Consider the following 15,082-nt stretch of genomic DNA (forward strand, 5'->3'; position numbering starts at 1 on the left):
GCCAAGGATTTTTTCCACCTGGCCAGCCTGCGCTATGGCAAACAGCTGGGCCACGGTCTGACACCGGCGTTTGAAACCCGGGTGGTCAGCCCCGATGGCAAACCGGTGAACAGCTTCAGCGATGTGATCATGCCGGTGGACGGAGGCCTGGAAAACACCGACGTCATCATCCTGCCGGCCTTCTGGGATGATTTCGCCAGCCTCTGCCAACGCTACCCCCAGGTACTGCCCTGGCTACGCGAACAACACGCTCGCGGCGCGGTCCTCTGCGGCGAAGCCACCGGGGTGTTCTGGCTGGCCGAAGCCGGTCTGCTCGACGGCAAGGAAGCGACCACCTACTGGCGCTTCTTCAACGCCTTCAAGGAGCGCTTCCCCCAGGTGCACCTGAACCAGGACAAGCACCTGACCGACGCCGACAACCTGTTTTGCGCCGGCGGCACGACCTCAGCCTGCGACCTCTACATTTACCTCATTGAACGCTTCTGCGGCGCCAATGTGGCCCAGGCCGTGGCGCGGGACATCCTGTATGAAGTGCAACGCAGCTATTCGCCGGGACGGATCGGCTTTGGCGGGCAGAAACTGCACCAGGACGTGATCATCCTGCAGATCCAGCAATGGCTCGAAGAGCACTTCGCCGATAAATTCCGCTTCGAGGATGTTGCCCGGGAGCATGGCATGAGCATCCGCAATTTCATGCGCCGCTTCCAGACCGCCACGGGCGACAAGCCGCTGCATTACCTGCAACGACTGCGGATCGAAACCGCCAAGGGCCTGCTCTCCGGCAGCCGCAAGAGCATCAAGACCATCAGCTACGAAGTCGGCTACGACGACGCGAGCTTTTTCGCACGCTTGTTCCGGCAACATACCGACCTGTCGCCGAACCAGTATCGGCAGCAGTTTCAGCAGGCGGCGTGAACCAGAGCTGAACGCAATCCCATGTGGGAGCGAGCTTGCTCGCGATGGCGGTGGTTCAGCAGGCCTGATGTTGACTGACAAGACGCCATCGCGAGCAAGCTCGCTCCCACAGGGTTTTGCAGTGACCGACTGATTTCGAGCGTACAAAAAAGGCCTGCGAACGCAGGCCTTCTTTGCTTTGCGAATCACCCTACGGCTTATGCGCTCGCGACAGGAATTCGTGGGATTGCATCTCCAATAAACGACTCAAGGTCCGCTGGAACTCGAAGGTCAGGCGACCGCCGGTGTAGAGGTCCTTGAGTTCGACTTCGGCCGAAATGATCAGCTTCACGTTACGGTCGTAGAACTCGTCGACCATATTGATGAAGCGACGGGCGATGTCGTCGGTGGTGACGCTCATCTGCTCGACGCCGCTGAGCAACACGGCGTGGAAGATCTTGCCCAGCTCGATGTAGTCGTTCTGGCTGCGCGGGCCGTCGCACAGTTCGCGGAAGTCGAACCAGGCCACGTCGTCACAGGTGCGGATGGCGCGGATCTCGCGGTTTTCGATGATCAGCACATCGTTTTCCACCGCCTGGGTGCATTCCGGCGTCAGGGCGCGGAAGCTCTTGCGCAGGCTTTCTTCGGCGGCGGCATCCAACGGAAAGTGGAACAACTCCGCTTGTTCGAGGTGACGCAGGCGGTAGTCGACGCCGCTGTCGACGTTGACGATTTCGGTGTGTTCCTTGATCAGCGCGATGGCCGGCAGGAACCGCGCCCGCTGCAGGCCGTCCTTGTACAGGCCGTCCGGCACGATGTTCGAGGTGGCGACCAGGGTCACGCCATTCTTGAACAGCTCTTCCATCAAGGTGCCCAGGATCATGGCGTCGGTGATGTCGGAAACGAAGAACTCATCGAAGCAGATCACCCGGGTCTCGTCGGCAAAACGCTTGGCGATGATGGTCAGCGGGTTCTTCTCGCCCCCCAGGGTCTTCATTTCCTCGTGCACGCGCTTCATGAAGCGGTGGAAGTGCGTGCGTGTCTTTTCCTTGAACGGCAGCGCTTCGAAGAAGGTGTCCACCAGGTAGGTCTTGCCACGGCCAACGCCGCCCCAGAAATACAGGCCCTTGACCGGTGCCTGGTCTTTTTTGCCGAACAGTTTGCCCAACAGGCCCGGCTTGTTGTTCGAGGCCGCGACCAGGTCGTCGTACAGGCGCTGCAAATGCCGCACCGCCGTTTCCTGGGCTGCGTCGTGGAAGAACTCCGGGCGTTTCAGATCAGCTTGATATCGTTCTAGGGGCGTCATATTCGTTAGCAAGGCAACAAAAACGGGCCGTCACTGTAGCGATGGCCCAGAGGAATGGCAATCGGCCCTTATTCGGGCCGATGGTCGGGTGACGCGCAGCGATCAGTCCTGGGCAGGTGTCAGGGCAACGCGCAGCGCATCGATGGCCGCATCCCGGGCGGCGCTGTCGGCGAAGGCCGGGCTGTTCGCCACGCACTCACCGTCGAGCCAGACGCTGAAACCCAGGTCGTCGCTGCGCACGTCCAAGGGTTGGCCGGATTGCAATTGCTTGGTCACCTGCCCTGCAGTCTTGCCATCGGCAAAATTGTTCGAGAGCAACAGTTGCTCGCCATCGGCAGAAAGCAGGCGGAAACGGAAACTGCCGTCATCCTCGCGGAAGCTGACGAAACGAGCCGCCTTGGCCGCTTTCTTTTTGACCTGGGTTGCCACCTGGACCTGGCTGACGAACGAACGCAGGCCAACGGCCTCGCGCAGTTCGTTGAGGAACGGCGTTGCCACGGCCCGGGCCTTGCTCGCGCCCAGTTGCAGGATGTCTTCAAGGTCCGACGGACGTTCGATGAACTGGTGATAACGCTCGCGCGCTTCACCCAGCTCGTTGTCGAGCAACTGGAACAGGCGGTTCTTGGCTTCGCCCCAACCCAGGCCTTGCAGCAGTTCGCTGCGGAACTCGGCGGACTGTTCGGCAGTGGCGAAGGCCTGGAACAGGGTGAACAGGTGCGAATTGTCCGGATCCTTGGCTTCGCCCGGGGCACGGGAGTCGGTGACGATCCGCGAGATCGCGTCCTTCATGTCCTTGGCGCTGCTGAACAACGGGATGGTGTTGTCGTAGCTCTTGGACATCTTGCGGCCATCGAGGCCCGGCAGCGTGGCCACGCTTTCTTCGATCAGCGCCTCGGGCATGGTGAAGAACTCCTTGCCCTGGCCGAACAGGTGATTGAAGCGCTGGCCGATGTCGCGGGCCATTTCCACGTGCTGGATCTGGTCGCGACCGACCGGGACCTTGTGGGCGTTGAACATCAGAATGTCGGCGGCCATGAGGATCGGGTAGCTGTAGAGGCCCATGGTGACACCGGCGTCCGGGTCTTCGCCGGCCTCGACATTCTTGTCCACCGAGGCCTTGTAGGCGTGGGCACGGTTGAGCAGGCCCTTGGCCGCGACGCAGGTCAGCAGCCAGGTCAGTTCCGGGATCTCGGGAATATCGGACTGGCGATAGAACGTCACGCGGTCCACATCCAGGCCGCCGGCCAGCCAAGTGGCGGCGATCTCCAGGCGCGAACGCTGGATACGCAGCGGGTCATCGCACTTGATCAGGGCGTGGTAGTCGGCCAGGAAGTAGAACGAATCGGCGTTGCTGTCGCGGCTGGCGAGGATCGCCGGACGGATGGCGCCGGCATAGTTGCCCAGGTGCGGGGTGCCGGTGGTGGTGATGCCGGTCAGGATACGGGTACGCGTCGTCATGGGTTATCGCTTGTCAGACTGCTATCAATTCGAGAGGCGCGGCAGAATCAGATCCTTGAGATCGGTCAGCTTGCCATGAAAAAAGTGTCCGCATTCTGCCACTTTCAGCAGCTCATGGGGGCGTTGGAGCGTGTCGGACCATTCGTAAACCAGCTGCGGATCGACCACTTCGTCGGTTTCCGGCTGGATCACGGTCAATTCGCCACCGGTCGGCAAGGGCGATCGCTCGTCCAGGCGCATCACCGCCGGGGCCACCATGAACAGGTGCTTGACCGGTTGCCCCTGGGCTTCCAGGCGCCCGCCAAGGCTGGCGGCGACAAAGCCGCCAAAGGAAAAACCGAACAGGGTCAGGGGCAATTGCGGGTATTTTTCACGCAACCATTGGGCAACAGCCTGGGCGTCATCCACTTCGCCAGTGCCCATGTCATGGGTGCCGGCGCTGGCACCCACGCCACGATAATTGAAACGCAACGTAACCAGCCCAGCATCGCGGGCAGTGCGTTGCAGGGTCGAGACCACTTTGTTGAGCATGGTCCCGCCCTGCACCGGGTTCGGGTGGCAGATCAGCGCCAGGCCACGGGGGGCCTCGCTGTCCAGGTACAAGGCTTCCAGTTGGCCCACGGGGCCATCGATGACGACAGGGGTTTCGCGCATAAGCAAGGTAAAGAACTCCGTGACCCCGAATTGGGTCGACTCGTCTAGCTAAAGTCTGTGCCTGGCATGATTGCGATGTTCTTCGCGGTATACAGCGCAGGTCCGAGCCGTTAACGTAAAGCAAAGCCGTTTATAGAGGAAGGACTCGTGGAACACTCGCTCTTAGTTTGGTTGTTGCCGACTCTTGCCCTGGTTGCCGGTGTCGCCATTGGATTCCTGCTTGCCCGACTGCTGCCCAATGCGGTGCCCAACAGCACGCAACGTCAGCTGGACGACATTCAGGAACGTTTCGACAGTTATCAGAATGAAGTGGTCACCCACTTCAACAGCACCGCTTCTCTGGTGAAAAAACTCACCCAGAGCTACCAGGATGTCCAGGATCATTTGTCCGAGGGTGCCAATCGCCTGGCCCTGGACGAGCAGACTCGCCAGCGCCTGCTGGCCGCCCTGCAAGCCGATGCGGCACAGACTCCACGGGAACGCCTGACCCCACCAAAAGGGATCCAGGAACCGCCGCGGGACTACGCCCCCAAGGCCCCGAATTCGCCCGGCATGCTCGATGAGCATTACGGTTTGAAGAAGTAATTTGCGAGCGACACCAAAAGCCCGCCCGATCACATGATCGGGCGGGCTTTTTTTTAGTCCAGGAAAATCCCCTGTGGGAGCGAGCTTGCTCGCGATGATGGCGGCACATCCCACATCACCGGCTCAGGCAGACCGCTATCGCGAGCAAGCTCGCTCCCACAGGGGTGGCGCCAGCCACAAAAAACGGGGGCCCTGTTTCCAGAGCCCCCGTTTCATTTACCGCCCAGCGATCATGGGTACTGCTGGTAAGTCTGCCCCTGCTGCTGCGGCGCCTCCTGATATTGCTGGCCAGGAATGGCCTTGAGGTTGACCTCGACACGACGGTTTTGCGCGCGGCCATTGACGTCGGCGTTGCTGGCCACCGGATTGTCCGGGCCGGCGCCACGGGCCGAGAGGTTGGCACCGCTCACGCCCTGGGACGTCAGGTAGGTCGCCACGCTCTGGGCACGGCGCTGGGACAGGTCCATGTTGTGCTGGCGGCTGCCGGTGCTGTCGGTGTAACCGACGATCTCGATCTGGTTCTGGTTGAACTCCTTGAGGGAATTGGCCAGGTTGTTCAGCGGCTGGTAGAAGCTGGACGCGATGTTCGCCGAGTCGGTGGCGAAGGTGATGTTGCCCGGCATGATCAACTTGATCTGGTCGCCCTGGCGCTGCACTTCAACGCCGGTATTGGCCATGCTGGCGCGCAGTTTCTTTTCCTGCTGGTCGGCGTAGTAACCGTAGCCGGCCGCGGAAGCCCCCACCACCGCCGCACCGATCAACGCACCCTTGCCCCGGTTATCGTGACCGATGGCCGCACCGGCCAACGCCCCCGCCAGCGCACCGAGGCCGCCGTACTTGGCGGTTTTGCTCATGCCCGACGATTCGGTAGAGGCCTGGCCCTGGTTGTCATAGGGGTTAGGCGACGCACAGCCGGACAACAAGGCCACAGCAGTAGCGACAACGATCAAGCGACGCGAGGTGAACATGGAATGCTCCTGGTTTTCAGTCTGAAGTGCCAGGGCGTAGGCAATCGACTCTGGCAGGCGTTGGAACGCGGCAATCGTTAAAAATTCCGTCCCGCTGCGTTGCGCTTCGCCCGGCTGCTTCAGAAAAAACCGTCGTCTGGGCGGGTTGCCTCAGCCTTGCGCCAGACAGCGGCTCACACCCCTGACAATCATCTCCACTTCCCGCCCATCGATCGTCAGCGGCGGCAGCAGGCGGATGGTCTGGCCCCGGGTGACATTGATCAGCAGGCCGTGGTCCCGGGCGGCGCGAAGGGTCAGGTCGCGGACCGGTTGCTTGAGTTCGATGCCGATCATCAAGCCCTGCCCGCGAATCGCCAAGACATTCGGGTTGTCCGCCAGCTCGGTCCGCAGCCGGCTCAGCAATTGTTCGCCCTGGTGCCTGGCGTTACCCACCAGCGCTTGCTCCTCGATGATGTCCAACACTGTGCAACCGACCCGACAGGCCAGCGGATTGCCGCCGAACGTACTGCCATGGCTGCCAGGGGTAAACAGCTCGGCAGCCTTGCCCCGTGCCAGGCAGGCACCGATAGGCACACCGTTGCCCAGGCCCTTGGCCAGGGTCATGACATCCGGCACGATGCCCTCGTGCTGGAACGCGAACCATTGGCCGGTGCGCCCGATGCCGGTCTGGATCTCGTCGAGCATCAACAGCCAGGCGCGCCGACTGCATAACTGCCGCAAGGCCTTGAGGTACCCTGGTGGTGCGAGTTGCACACCGCTCTCACCCTGGATCGGCTCCACCAGCACCGCGACGATGCGTTCGGCGTGAGCCTGTTGAATCTGTTCCAGCGCCGCGAGATCGCCGAACGGCACCTTGATGAAATCCCCCGGCAACCGGTTGTAACCCAGCCGCACGGACGGACCGTCACTGGCGGACATGGTGCCCAAGGTGCGTCCATGGAATGCGTTGTCCATGACCACCACCAAGGGCTGCTCGATACCCTTGTGCCAGCCGTAGAGGCGCGCCAGCTTCAGCGCGGTTTCGTTGGCCTCGGCGCCGGAGTTATTGAAAAACGCCCGCTCCATCCCCGACAGCTGGGTGAGCTTTTGCGCCAGGCGTTGCTGCCAATCGATGCTGTACAGGTTGGAGGTGTGCAACAGCAGGCCGGCCTGCTCGCTGATGGCGGCCACCAGCCGCGGGTGGGAATGGCCGACATTGGTCACCGCCACGCCCGCCACCGCATCGAGGTATTCACGACCGTCCTGATCCCACAGGCGCGTCCCCAAACCATGGGTGAAATTCAGCGCCAGGGGTTGGTAAGTGGTCATCAGGCAGGCAGCGGTCATGGCATCAAGCTCCATCGGGTGGTTTTTTCCAGTATGGTTAGCCACCAAGGCTGGATAAACGCTGCTTTACTTCAATCATTTATAAGCTGAGCTTTATAATGGACCTGTTCCAGGCGATGACCGTTTACGTGAAGGTGGTAGAAACCGGGAGCCTGACGGCGGCGGCCCAGGCGTGCGAAATGTCCACCACCATGGTGGGCAATCATCTTCGTGCCCTGGAGCAACGCCTCGGCGTGCGCCTGATCAACCGTACGACGCGGCGCCAGCGCCTGACCGAATTCGGCTCGGCCTACTACCAGCGCTGTCTGGAAGTACTGGGGCTGGTGGCCGACTCCGAACGCCTGGCCGAACAGACCCAAGGCGAGCCCACCGGCACCCTGCGCATCACCGCACCACTGACCTTCGGTACCGAACGCCTTTCACCGGCGCTGGCCGAATTCAGCCAGCGCTTCGCCCAGGTCAAGCTCGACGTGGTGCTGACCAACCAGCGCCTGGACCTGCTCGACCATGGCTTCGACGTCGCCATCCGCCTCGGCCATCCCGACCCGAAGCTGATTGCCCGTCCGTTGCTGGACTACACCCTGACCATCTGCGCCTCCCCCGCTTACCTGGCCCGGCGCGGCACGCCGGAACAACCGGCGGACCTGCAACGACACGACTGCCTGTCGTTTGCCTATTCGGCAGCAGACGAATGGCGCTTCGCCCAGGATCACTGGCCCATCAACGGGCCGGACGGCGAGATCAAAGTCCCGGTGAACGGACCGATGCTGATCAACAGTTCCTCGGGCCTGCATCGCGCCGCCCTGGCCGGGATGGGCGTGGTGATGCTGCCCGATGCCCTGGTGGCCCAGGACCTGAAGGAGGGGCACTTGGTGGCGTTGCTGCAGGGCTACCAATTGCCCCATCGGCCGATGAGCCTGATGTACGCGCAGGATCGCTACCGCTTGCCGAAACTGCGCAGTTTTGTCGAGTTCGCGCTGGAGAAATGGGGTAAACCCCCAGCCCAACCCGAATGACGACGCAGGAGCTGACGAGTGCAACGAGGCTGCGATCTTTCCCCAGACGCTTGAGTCCCGAGCGAAAGCCCGAAAGATCGCAGCCTTCGGCAGCTCCTACAGGACATCGCCCCCGCTAGTGACCCCGCGCCCCATCAGCTACTCTTCCTCCTTGGACGAGCATTTTGATATCAAGGGTGATGAGGAAACGACGATGGGAGATGCCTCGAACATCGACATGCTGCGGTTCGACCTGTCCGATCTGGACGAAGGCGTACTGCACACCATCCTGGAACTGGTCAGCGATGGCATCTGGGACTGGAATGCCAACACCGGCTTCGTCTACCGCAACCCCGGCTGGTACACGATGCTTGGCTACCTGCCTCATTCACTGGACAACACCGTGCTGACCTGGGAAAGCGTGATCCACCCGGAGGATTACCCACGGGTCATGGCGTTGTTCGACGACTACCTGGAACAACGATCCCACCGCTACCAAGCCGAGTACCGTTGCCGCACGTGCGACGGGTCCTACATCTGGATCGAGGATCGCGGCTACGTGATCGCCCGCAACCCGGACGGCACGGTGGCCCGCATGATCGGCGCCCATCGCAGTATCGACGACAAGAAGCGCCTGTTCGAACAATTGGAACGGCGTAACAAATCCTTGGAAGCCATCATTGAAGAACGCACCCGCGAACTGTCCCGGGTCAACCATCAGTTGCAGCTCCAACTCGACGAAAACCGCAGGCTTGCCGAAACCGATGCCCTGACGCGGGTCGCCAACCGTTATCGCCTGGACCAGGCACTGCCGCTGGCCTGTGAGCGCGCACAGCGTTTCCGCGAGCCGTTGTCGCTGATCGCCATGGACGTCGATGACTTCAAGGACATCAACGATCGCTACGGCCACGCCTTCGGTGACGCAGCGCTGGTGCAAGTGGTACAGAGCGTCAAGCGCTGCGAGCGCGGCAGTGACCTGCTGGTGCGCTGGGGCGGCGACGAATTCATCATGATCTTGCCCAACACCACCCTGGCCGACGCCCGCCTGCTGGCGGAAAGCATTCGTCGTGGCCTGTCCGACCTGCTGCCGGTGGGCGACTTCCAGATCACCATGAGTTTTGGCGTGGTGCAGCGCTTGGAGGATGAACAGCACTCGGCGTTGCTGCACCGGGCAGACCAGGCGCTGTATCGCTCCAAGATGGCGGGCAAGAATGTGATTTGCGAATGAACGGTACCCCGACATGGTGCATCTTCGACAACACCGCCAGTGGCGCTGCGACCGCCGACGCGTTGCGCTTGATGGGCCTGATGCAAGACGCAAAGCCGTCACCGGCAACAAATGGTCAGTTGCTGCCGGTCCGACCGTGACAACACCGCTCGGGTCCAATAGATTAGGCGACCGGAAAAAAGCTCAATGCCTTTCTCGCCTCATCCCGCTAACAGAAGTAGTGAAATTTCAATGTCCGATTCCAACACCGCTGAATCCGTAGTCACCCTGTCGTCCAAAGCGGAATACGAAAACTCCATCAATCTTTCACAGCATCTGCCCCAGGCCAAAACCATCAGCGAAATGGTCCTCGATGCGTTCCAGTCGAACCGCGAAAGCGACCAGATCCGCGAACTGCGCAACGCCATCCGTCAGGCCCACGATGCCTTCGACGACGACAAGGCCTACGAACTGATGGGCCAGCTCAAACAGCTCAAGGACGCCGAAGCCGCCGACTTCGCGGCCCTGGAAGACCTGAGCAGCCGCTTCCCGATCAGCCGCATCCTCTCCAGCTACAAGGACGACCCATCGTTCCAGGAACTGGTCTACGGCCTGGCCCTGAAAGTACTGAACCAGACCCATCAGGCCATCAGCAACCCAAGCGGCAGCAAGGGCAAGGCCTCGCGCAAGAAGGAAGCCGAAGTGTTTGTCATCAGCAAGGACGGCATCAGCGTCACCCTGCCCCTGCGCACACCACGCTCCAAGCCGAACGTCGACCGCGAAGCCTTCGAGTTCCTGGGCTTCAACTTCGTAGGCGAAGGCGACGAAGCCGAGTTGGAAAGCGAAACCTTCCTGGACAACGACGGCACCGAACAACCGGCCACCCGCAAAGGCATCGTCACTGCGTTGCAACAGCAGAAAGCCTTCGACGGCTACAGCATCGCCCAGCAATAAGCCTCACCCGAGGCCACTGTGGGAGCGAGCTTGTTCGCGATGAAGCCGGCACATTCAGCACTCATGCAGGCTGAACCACCGCCATCGCGAGCAAGCTCGCTCCCACAGGAACATCGGCAGCCCGCAACCCCCATGAAAAAGCCCCGCGCTTCTCTCGAAGGCGGGGCTTTTTCATGGGAGAGATATGAGTTCCTCAAACAGCGCCGAGCCGCTCGACCATGTCTGGAAACTTCTCGACCAACCTGATCAGAAGAGCCGCCTGGGCGTTGGGTTTGGACTTCTCCTGCTCCCAGTTCCTAAGGGTGCCAGGACTGGTCCTGATGCTCTTGGCGAAAACGGCCTGAGACATATGGAGCTTGTCGCGCAACGCCACGATTTCCCGAGCCGACACCTCGGGAACCGGTTTATCCTCGATCGACAGCTGACGAAGGGTGATCTTGCCCTCCCGGTGAGCGGCCATCTCCTCGACGCCTTGTATCATCTCGGCAAACAGATCACGTTTTTTCATAAGGTACCTCGCACTTTCAACTCAGCTTCTATGGCGCGCTTGAGCATCTTCTCTTGCTCGGAGGTCAGGTTTTCCAACTCGTCCTTGCTTATCAGAGATAGCGAACATCCAAAACCGACCAGCATTCATAAGGCAATAACAGATACTCCGCAACCCTTGTGGGAGCGAGCTTGCTCGCGATGAGGCCGTCATATTCAACACTCATGCAGGCTGAACCACCGCTATCGCGAGCAAGCTCGCTCCCACAGGAACATCGGCAGCCAGGGCAACGTCCATGAAAAAGCCCCGCGCTTCTCTCGAAGGCGGGGCTTTTTTTGCAGCATCTGAAGCTTAAGGCGCGTACGTCAGCAGCAGCTCACTCGGCACTTTGAAGTCCAGGGACATCATGACGCTCAGGGCGGTGATGGTGAAGATCGAGAACACGAACAGCTTGCGTGCCCAGACCGTGTCATCCACCGCCTTGTAGCCGGTCCAGGCCATGTACAGCCAGTACATGCCCATGGCGGCGGCGACGGCGAGGTAGCTCATGCCGGCGTAGCCGCTGAAGGTCAGCATCAAGGTCGCCACCAGGAAGGCCAGGATGTAGAGCAGGATGTGCTTCTTGGCCACGCGGATACCGCGCTTGACCGGCAGCACCGGAATCGAGGCCGCCAGGTAGTCGTTGAAGCGGAAGATCGCGATGGCGTAGGAATGCGGCATCTGCCACAGGCTGAACATCACCAGCAGCGTCAGCGCTGCCATGTCGAAGCTGTTGCTTACCGCGACGTAACCGATCACCGGCGGCATCGCCCCCGACAGGCTGCCCACCAGCGTGCCGTGGACCGACTTGCGCTTGAGGTACAGGCTGTAGAGGCCGACGTAGATGACAAAACCGATCACCGCGAACAACGCCGCCAACGGGTTGGCGACCCAGTACAGCAGCGCCACCCCGGCAACGCCCAGCACCGTGGCGAATGCCAGGGCCAGTTGCACCGGAATCAGGCCTTGGACCAGCGCCCGATTCTTGGTGCGTTCCATCTTGATGTCGATGTCGCGGTCGATGCAGTTGTTGAACACGCAACCGGACGCCACCACCAGGGAAGTGCCGATCATCGCCGCCAGGAAGATGGCCAGATCGACATGCCCTTTCGAGGCCAGGAAAAACCCGCCTGCCACAGAAAGCACGTTACCGAAAATGATCCCCGGCTTGGTGATTTGGATAAAGTGCTTCAGGGACATCCGGACTTTCCTCAGTGCGCCATCATGTTGGTGTGGATGCTGAACATGATCCACAACGACAGGCCAACCAGCAGGACAATCACGATCGCGGCAAAGACAAACGCGACCACGTTGTTACGTTGGGCGGCGGAGCGGTCCAGGTGCAGGAAGTACACCAGGTGCACCAATACCTGGACCACGGCGAAGATCAGGATGATCCACAGGGTCAGGCTCTTGGGCAGCGACGGGTACATCACCAGGCCGAACGGGATGACGGTCAGGATCACCGACAGGATGAAACCGATGGCGTAGGACTTGACGCTGCCGTGGCCGGCGTCATGGCCATCATGGGAATGTGCGTTAGCCATTTACAGGGTCCCCATCAGATAAACAACGGTGAATACGCAGATCCACACCACGTCCAGGAAGTGCCAGAACAGGCTCAGGCAGCTCAGGCGCGTCTTGTTGGTGGCAGTCAGGCCGTTTTTCTGGACCTGATACATCATGATCGCCATCCAGATCAGGCCGCTGGTCACGTGCAGGCCGTGGGTGCCGACCAGGGTGAAGAACCCGGACAGGAAGCCACTGCGGCTAGGACCGTAGCCTTCGGAGATCAATACGTGGAACTCATTGATCTCCATGCCGATGAAGCCGGCACCGAACAGGAAGGTCATGGCCAACCAGCCCAGGACCTGGTTTTTCTTGCCCTTGAACAACGCCAGCATGGCGAAGCCGTAGGTGATCGAGCTGAACAGCAGCAGCGCGGTTTCGCCCAGCACGTACGGCAGTTCGAAAATGTCGTGGCCCGACGGGCCACCGGCGACGTTGTTAACCAGCACCGCGTACGCCGCGAAAATCGACGCAAACAGAATGCAGTCGGTCATCAGGTAGAGCCAGAAACCGAATACGGTCATCTCGCCCGAGTCGTGGTGATGGTCATCGTGCCCATGGTCATGACCATGGGCGTGTCCAACATTGGTCACTAAGTTCGACATGGTTTAAGCCTGTTCCAACGAGGTTTCAACACGGGTGGCGGTGGCGGGGACTTTCCCGGCCGCTACCAGGCGCTTGTGCTGCTCGGCTTCGATGCGTTCGATGACATCCACCGGCACCATGTAGCCCTGATCGTCACGGGCGGCATGGATCACGAAATACACCACGGTGCCGACCAGGCTGGCGATGGCCAGCCACCAGATGTGCCAGATCATCGCGAAACCGAACACGGTCAACAGCGCGCCCATGACCACACCGGTGGCGGTGTTGTTAGGCATGTGGATCGGCTCGTACTTGGTCGGAGCCTGGTACGCGGTGCCGGCTTCCTTGGCTTCGGTGAACGGGTCGATGACGTCTGCTTTTGGCAGCACGGCAAAGTTGTAGAACGGCGGTGGCGAAGAGGTCGACCATTCCAGGGTATGGGCATTCCACGGGTCGCCGTGTTCGCACATGTTCTCTGGCTTGTTGCGGTCGCGCACGCTGACATACAACTGGATCAACTGGCAGGCGATGCCGACAGCGATCATCACCGCACCGAACATGGCGACGTACAGGTACGGCACCCACTCAGGGTTGGTGGTGGTGTTCAGGCGACGGGTCATGCCCATGAAGCCCAGTACATAGAGCGGCATGAACGCGACGAAGAAGCCGGTAATCCAGAACCAGAACGCTGCCTTGCCCCAGCCTTCGTGCAGCTTGAAGCCGAACGCTTTCGGGAAGTAGAAGGCAAAGCCGGCGATGTAGCCGAACACGGCGCCGCCGATGATCACGTTGTGGAAGTGCGCGATCACGAACAGGCTGTTGTGCAACACGAAGTCAGCACCCGGGATGGCCAGCAGTACGCCGGTCATGCCGCCGATGGCGAAGGTCACCATGAAGCCCAGGGTCCACATCACGTGGCTGGTGAAACGCAGGCGGCCCTGATAAATGGTGAACAGCCAGTTGAACAGCTTCACCCCCGTCGGGATCGAAATCAGCATCGTCGCCAGGCCGAAGAAGGCGTTGACGCTGGCACCCGAGCCCATGGTGAAGAAGTGGTGCAGCCAGACCATGAAGCCCAGTACCGAGATCGCGCCGGAAGCGTAGATCATCGAGTGGTGGCCGAACAGTTTCTTGCCGGAGAAGGTCGAGATGACTTCGGAGAAAATCCCGAACGCCGGCAGGATCAGGATGTACACCTCGGGGTGACCCCAGGCCCAGAACAGGTTGACGTACATCATCGGATTTCCACCCAGTTCATTGGTGAAAATGTGGAAATCCATGTAGCGGTCAAGCGTCAGCAAAGCCAGGGTAGCGGTCAGGATCGGGAAGGACGCGACGATCAGGACGTTGGCCCAGGTGCAGGTCCAGGTGAAGATCGGCATGTCCATCAGCTTCATGCCCGGGGTACGCATCTTCAGCACGGTGGCCAGGAAGTTGACCCCCGTCAGCGTTGTCCCCAACCCGGATAGCTGTAGCGCCCAGATGTAGTAATCCATCCCCACGCCCGGACTGTATTGCAAGCCCGACAGCGGCGGATAGGCCACCCAGCCGGTCTTGGCGAATTCGCCAACGCCCAGGGACAGGTTGATCAGCACCACGCCGGACACCAGCAGCCAGAAGCTCAGGGAGTTCAGGAACGGGAAGGCCACGTCACGGGCACCGATCTGCAGCGGCACTGCAAGGTTCATCAGGCCAGTGAAGAAAGGCATCGCCATGAAGATGATCATGATCACACCGTGGGCGGTGAAGATCTGGTCATAGTGTTCAGGCGGCAGGTAGCCGGGCGAACCCTCGGTGGCCATGGCCAGTTGGGTACGCATCATGATGGCGTCGGCAAAGCCGCGCAGCAGCATGACCATGGCGACGATGATGTACATCACGCCGATTTTCTTGTGGTCGACCGAGGTCAGCCATTCGGTCCACAGGTAGGTCCACTTCTTGAAATAAGTGATGCCTGCAAACAATGCCAGACCACCGAGCGCGATGATGGCGAGGGTCACCATGACAATCGGCTCGTGGAACGGGATCGCTTCCCAACTTAATTTACCAAACATC

General features: G+C 60.7%; 16 protein-coding genes. 6 read left to right on the forward strand and 10 right to left on the reverse strand.

Annotated features, from left to right (window positions below):
* The first annotated feature begins 18 nt into the window (after nucleotides 1-18).
* A complete protein-coding gene (locus ACZ5M5_RS25120; protein ID WP_203225795.1) occupies nucleotides 19-915 on the forward strand; it encodes a GlxA family transcriptional regulator in 897 nt (298 codons plus the stop codon).
* A gap of 190 nt (nucleotides 916-1,105) precedes the next feature.
* Here the strand turns inward: ACZ5M5_RS25120 and zapE are convergent, their stop codons facing one another.
* From zapE to ACZ5M5_RS25135, 3 genes are all read right to left on the reverse strand, one after another.
* On the reverse strand, nucleotides 1,106-2,200 hold the full coding sequence (zapE, locus tag ACZ5M5_RS25125) for a cell division protein ZapE (RefSeq protein ID WP_060740742.1): 1,095 nt from the start codon (nucleotides 2,198-2,200) through the stop codon (nucleotides 1,106-1,108).
* A gap of 102 nt (nucleotides 2,201-2,302) precedes the next feature.
* A complete protein-coding gene (locus ACZ5M5_RS25130; RefSeq protein WP_060740741.1) occupies nucleotides 2,303-3,658 on the reverse strand; it encodes a tryptophan--tRNA ligase in 1,356 nt (451 codons plus the stop codon).
* A 24-nt stretch (nucleotides 3,659-3,682) separates the two neighbouring features.
* Nucleotides 3,683-4,312, reverse strand: a complete 630-nt coding sequence (locus ACZ5M5_RS25135) for an alpha/beta hydrolase (protein ID WP_060740740.1) — start codon at nucleotides 4,310-4,312, stop codon at nucleotides 3,683-3,685.
* 147 nt (nucleotides 4,313-4,459) lie between these two features.
* Between ACZ5M5_RS25135 and ACZ5M5_RS25140 the strand changes: the two genes are divergently transcribed.
* Entirely contained in the window at nucleotides 4,460-4,897 is a 438-nt protein-coding gene (locus ACZ5M5_RS25140) for a Z-ring associated ZapG family protein (protein WP_003205372.1), read from the forward strand.
* Between the two features lie 230 nt (nucleotides 4,898-5,127).
* Here ACZ5M5_RS25140 and ACZ5M5_RS25145 read toward each other — a convergent pair whose 3' ends face one another.
* A complete protein-coding gene (locus ACZ5M5_RS25145) occupies nucleotides 5,128-5,865 on the reverse strand; it encodes a YiaD family glycine zipper/OmpA-like lipoprotein (RefSeq protein ID WP_063324469.1) in 738 nt (245 codons plus the stop codon).
* Between the two features lie 150 nt (nucleotides 5,866-6,015).
* The gene (locus tag ACZ5M5_RS25150; RefSeq protein ID WP_103308317.1) at nucleotides 6,016-7,191 is read right to left on the reverse strand and encodes an aspartate aminotransferase family protein; all 1,176 of its coding nucleotides are present in this window, start codon (nucleotides 7,189-7,191) and stop codon (nucleotides 6,016-6,018) included.
* Nucleotides 7,192-7,289: 98 nt separating this feature from the next.
* Between ACZ5M5_RS25150 and ACZ5M5_RS25155 the strand changes: the two genes are divergently transcribed.
* The 4 genes from ACZ5M5_RS25155 to ACZ5M5_RS25170 all read left to right on the forward strand — a co-directional run bounded on the left by ACZ5M5_RS25155 (nucleotide 7,290) and on the right by ACZ5M5_RS25170 (nucleotide 10,347).
* On the forward strand, nucleotides 7,290-8,207 hold the full coding sequence (locus ACZ5M5_RS25155) for a LysR family transcriptional regulator (RefSeq protein ID WP_464738127.1): 918 nt from the start codon (nucleotides 7,290-7,292) through the stop codon (nucleotides 8,205-8,207).
* Between the two features lie 193 nt (nucleotides 8,208-8,400).
* On the forward strand, nucleotides 8,401-9,414 hold the full coding sequence (locus ACZ5M5_RS25160) for a sensor domain-containing diguanylate cyclase (RefSeq protein ID WP_060740736.1): 1,014 nt from the start codon (nucleotides 8,401-8,403) through the stop codon (nucleotides 9,412-9,414).
* Complete coding sequence (locus ACZ5M5_RS25165; protein WP_146042603.1) at nucleotides 9,411-9,554, forward strand: DUF72 domain-containing protein; 144 nt, start codon at nucleotides 9,411-9,413, stop codon at nucleotides 9,552-9,554. Before ACZ5M5_RS25160 ends, ACZ5M5_RS25165 begins: the two co-directional genes overlap by 4 nt.
* 91 nt (nucleotides 9,555-9,645) lie before the next feature.
* Nucleotides 9,646-10,347, forward strand: coding sequence for a hypothetical protein (locus tag ACZ5M5_RS25170; protein WP_060740735.1), 702 nt, complete (start codon nucleotides 9,646-9,648; stop codon nucleotides 10,345-10,347).
* A gap of 193 nt (nucleotides 10,348-10,540) precedes the next feature.
* Here the strand turns inward: ACZ5M5_RS25170 and ACZ5M5_RS25175 are convergent, their stop codons facing one another.
* The 5 genes from ACZ5M5_RS25175 to cyoB form a co-directional block, all read right to left on the reverse strand.
* Nucleotides 10,541-10,855 (reverse strand): helix-turn-helix domain-containing protein, encoded by a 315-nt coding sequence (locus ACZ5M5_RS25175; protein WP_060740734.1) that lies wholly within the window; start codon nucleotides 10,853-10,855, stop codon nucleotides 10,541-10,543.
* A gap of 330 nt (nucleotides 10,856-11,185) precedes the next feature.
* The gene (cyoE, locus tag ACZ5M5_RS25180) at nucleotides 11,186-12,073 is read right to left on the reverse strand and encodes a heme o synthase (protein ID WP_003178131.1); all 888 of its coding nucleotides are present in this window, start codon (nucleotides 12,071-12,073) and stop codon (nucleotides 11,186-11,188) included.
* 11 nt (nucleotides 12,074-12,084) lie between these two features.
* Nucleotides 12,085-12,420, reverse strand: a complete 336-nt coding sequence (gene cyoD / locus ACZ5M5_RS25185) for a cytochrome o ubiquinol oxidase subunit IV (protein WP_014340102.1) — start codon at nucleotides 12,418-12,420, stop codon at nucleotides 12,085-12,087.
* A complete protein-coding gene (locus ACZ5M5_RS25190; protein ID WP_060740733.1) occupies nucleotides 12,421-13,047 on the reverse strand; it encodes a cytochrome o ubiquinol oxidase subunit III in 627 nt (208 codons plus the stop codon).
* A gap of 3 nt (nucleotides 13,048-13,050) precedes the next feature.
* Complete coding sequence (cyoB, locus tag ACZ5M5_RS25195; protein WP_060740732.1) at nucleotides 13,051-15,081, reverse strand: cytochrome o ubiquinol oxidase subunit I; 2,031 nt, start codon at nucleotides 15,079-15,081, stop codon at nucleotides 13,051-13,053.
* Between the last annotated feature and the right edge of the window lies 1 nt (nucleotide 15,082).

This window comes from Pseudomonas sp. Van50 (genome assembly GCF_055390755.1).

What these genes read in the sequence shown, in the direction of transcription:
- cyoB (WP_060740732.1), bottom strand. Translation starts at nt 15,081, where the DNA reads ATGTTTGGTAAATTAAGTTGGGAAGCGATCCCGTTCCACGAGCCGATT.
- ACZ5M5_RS25170 (WP_060740735.1), top strand. Translation starts at nt 9,646, where the DNA reads ATGTCCGATTCCAACACCGCTGAATCCGTAGTCACCCTGTCGTCCAAA.
- ACZ5M5_RS25155 (WP_464738127.1), top strand. Translation starts at nt 7,290, where the DNA reads ATGGACCTGTTCCAGGCGATGACCGTTTACGTGAAGGTGGTAGAAACC.
- ACZ5M5_RS25175 (WP_060740734.1), bottom strand. Translation starts at nt 10,855, where the DNA reads ATGAAAAAACGTGATCTGTTTGCCGAGATGATACAAGGCGTCGAGGAG.
- cyoE (WP_003178131.1), bottom strand. Translation starts at nt 12,073, where the DNA reads ATGTCCCTGAAGCACTTTATCCAAATCACCAAGCCGGGGATCATTTTC.
- ACZ5M5_RS25130 (WP_060740741.1), bottom strand. Translation starts at nt 3,658, where the DNA reads ATGACGACGCGTACCCGTATCCTGACCGGCATCACCACCACCGGCACC.
- zapE (WP_060740742.1), bottom strand. Translation starts at nt 2,200, where the DNA reads ATGACGCCCCTAGAACGATATCAAGCTGATCTGAAACGCCCGGAGTTC.
- ACZ5M5_RS25190 (WP_060740733.1), bottom strand. Translation starts at nt 13,047, where the DNA reads ATGTCGAACTTAGTGACCAATGTTGGACACGCCCATGGTCATGACCAT.
- cyoD (WP_014340102.1), bottom strand. Translation starts at nt 12,420, where the DNA reads ATGGCTAACGCACATTCCCATGATGGCCATGACGCCGGCCACGGCAGC.
- ACZ5M5_RS25160 (WP_060740736.1), top strand. Translation starts at nt 8,401, where the DNA reads ATGGGAGATGCCTCGAACATCGACATGCTGCGGTTCGACCTGTCCGAT.
- ACZ5M5_RS25165 (WP_146042603.1), top strand. Translation starts at nt 9,411, where the DNA reads ATGAACGGTACCCCGACATGGTGCATCTTCGACAACACCGCCAGTGGC.
- ACZ5M5_RS25145 (WP_063324469.1), bottom strand. Translation starts at nt 5,865, where the DNA reads ATGTTCACCTCGCGTCGCTTGATCGTTGTCGCTACTGCTGTGGCCTTG.
- ACZ5M5_RS25135 (WP_060740740.1), bottom strand. Translation starts at nt 4,312, where the DNA reads ATGCGCGAAACCCCTGTCGTCATCGATGGCCCCGTGGGCCAACTGGAA.
- ACZ5M5_RS25150 (WP_103308317.1), bottom strand. Translation starts at nt 7,191, where the DNA reads ATGACCGCTGCCTGCCTGATGACCACTTACCAACCCCTGGCGCTGAAT.